The sequence below is a fragment of the Glycomyces sp. NPDC021274 genome (genome assembly GCF_040641195.1).
In the GTDB taxonomy this organism is placed as follows: domain Bacteria; phylum Actinomycetota; class Actinomycetes; order Mycobacteriales; family Micromonosporaceae; genus Glycomyces.
Genome location: NZ_JBFADC010000041.1, coordinates 1 through 2,344 on the forward strand (window position 1 = coordinate 1; position 2,344 = coordinate 2,344).

General features: G+C 62.8%; 1 protein-coding gene. It reads left to right on the forward strand.

From position 1 onward, the window contains the following. Nucleotides 1-1,415 precede the first annotated feature (1,415 nt). Nucleotides 1,416-1,703 (forward strand): hypothetical protein, encoded by a 288-nt coding sequence (locus AB0I03_RS26355; protein ID WP_102927034.1) that lies wholly within the window; start codon nt 1,416-1,418, stop codon nt 1,701-1,703. Nucleotides 1,704-2,344 lie beyond the last annotated feature (641 nt).

A 2,344-nucleotide genomic window follows, 5' to 3' on the forward strand; every position in this document is an offset into this window, starting at 1 on the left:
GGCTGGGCCCTCGAAGTTTGACACCCCCGGTAAGATCGCCCTAGGCGCGAAGCGGTTTGAAGCGATCCTGTCGACAGCGGAGCAGCGCGACGAGTAGCCCGTCCTGACGTCGCTGACTGGACGCCGGCACCGGCGGTGTAAGGGACTCATTCGTCGCGATCGTGCGCCCCGTCCCACTGCCGTTCCCAATCGCCTGCAAGCGCCCCGAAGGAATGCCTCGCTGAATTCCACCCTTCGGAAACCTGCTCTCTTGCTTGGAACCGCCGAGTCTGCGACGGGAAGGACGGCGGCGTACATGACAGCCGCTACGGCACTCGGTGCCATTGAGGTGGCGCCACAGACCACCATGAGCAGGCAACTCCGCACGTCACCAGGCAAGTTGGCGCCCCGTGCGACAGGGACCCCTCCAGCGTGTCGACACATTTCCATATCAGCTAAATGCGGTGGCGATATGTCGGTTCGAAAATTCTTAGCGGAAAGTGCAAAAATTAACGCAACGTTTGAGCGAGGTCTACGAAATTCGATGGAATTAGCGGCACCTGAAGCCTAATCGGCAATCATCCGGGGCCAGGAATAGTATTCTCAGCCCCGACCGGACCACACCGCGGAGAGCAGCATCACGTCGCGCTCTGTGGCCAGAGCCCGGCCGGCCATGCACAATGGTCACGGCGTTCTCCTACGCCCGACGAGGGCCGCCGCCCCTGCTCCAGCTGCCAAACTAGGGAGGGGCGGCGGTTTCTCCATCGTCCGCATCGTGACCTGAAGTAATGCCAAAGCGCCGCCCAATGGGATTTGCAGGCGTGATCATATTCCGCGCTAGACCACTGCGACCAGCGGGTATCCAATTAACTGAGCCCCGCCCATTCAGGCGTCCACAACTTGATCAAGTTGGGTGCTTGTGTACCCGTTTGAGGGCCCGTCAAGTTGGGGACTGCCACCGCAGTACGCGACCTCGTCGAGGTGGACCACTGTCGATGTCTGCCCGGTTCGTTAGCGATCACGAAGCCTGGCGACTCTAACGGAGTGTGACATGCGCAACGACTCTGCGCATTTATGCATGCACTGTTAGTGATCTCACTGGTCAAGTGACCTACCGAGCACGCATACCGGCGAGTATCTACGGCCCGAATGCCCCTTGTTGGGCGACTAGGGCGATTGATCCCTGGTGCAGCCGCACAGGATACGCCTGCGGACTGACATCCACCGTCCATCACAGCCGCCGCTGATCCGTAGTAACCCCAGGCTTAGTTGCGAACGGTGCCCTGCCTGCGTTAACTACCAAACACGCAGCAGATCGAACTCTCCCTCCGTTCCGCCTTCCCCTTCTTGGCAGCTGGAGCAAGCGCGGACGGCAGCCCTCGTCAACAACGTGTCCCTGGGCAGGACACGCATAGGAAAAACAGTAGGAGAACGGCATGACCAGTGACCATCTTCGGCACCAGGAGCACCTCGCCCCTGGTGCCGAGACCGTGGTCGAGACCTGGGGCGACCCCTCAGGCTCGTCCCGCACTACCCAAATCGGCAGCCACCCGGGCAACCCTCCGGGCAACGCCGGCCCCGAGCGCCGTCGACGCCTGGACATAAACGTCGACGGACACTTCGAGCTGGCCCTTTACGTCTCCCCGCGGCTCCTCCGCTGGTTCGGCGGACTCTGCCTCACCGCCGCGAGCGGCACCTGGTACCTGCTCACTCACATGCACTAACACGGGAGTCTGCTGCGCCACGTGCCCCTGGGAATCCCTCCCAGGGGCATCTTGCTTCCCCGAACCCAGGTTCACCCTCAAAGGACCCTCAAGAAGCCCCCTGTAGGGCCGCCTGAGGCTCTATCATCCCCCCTCGCACCCCGGGGCCACACTCGATCGGTCAAGCGCCCTCCTGAGCGGCAAGGCGTTCCACGACACTCCCACGAGAATCAATGACACTCAGTGCCATTGATTCTCGTGGGAGCCACCCCAACTTCCTTCGAACCGAGCCCCGCAACCCCGATCCGGCGGGCCGACCTTGCGTCAGCCGGCGGCGCTGCACCCTGAAGTGACGTCCCGTCGGGCCGGCGGGTGTCGAGTACCTCGTCGAGCCGGCGGGCCGGGCCCCTCCTCGTAGCCAGCCGAGGCACCCGGAGGGTGCCAACAGGAAATACCGCCCGGAGGGTGGGATTTCGTGGGAAGTTGGAGCGAAGCGGAGACTTCCCACATAAGTCAAGTATCGCCCGGAGGGCAATACTTGACGCATCACCAGCAACCCAACTCAAACCGGGACATGACGATCCGTAACGGCGCGAAGCGCCACAGCCCACGCAAAGGCCGCGTAGCCGGCCGCGCGTCACTTCCGCGAAGCGGAAGGCGCG

Coding starts and splice junctions, on each gene's coding strand:
- AB0I03_RS26355 (WP_102927034.1), top strand. CDS start 1,416: ATGACCAGTGACCATCTTCGGCACCAGGAGCACCTCGCCCCTGGTGCC.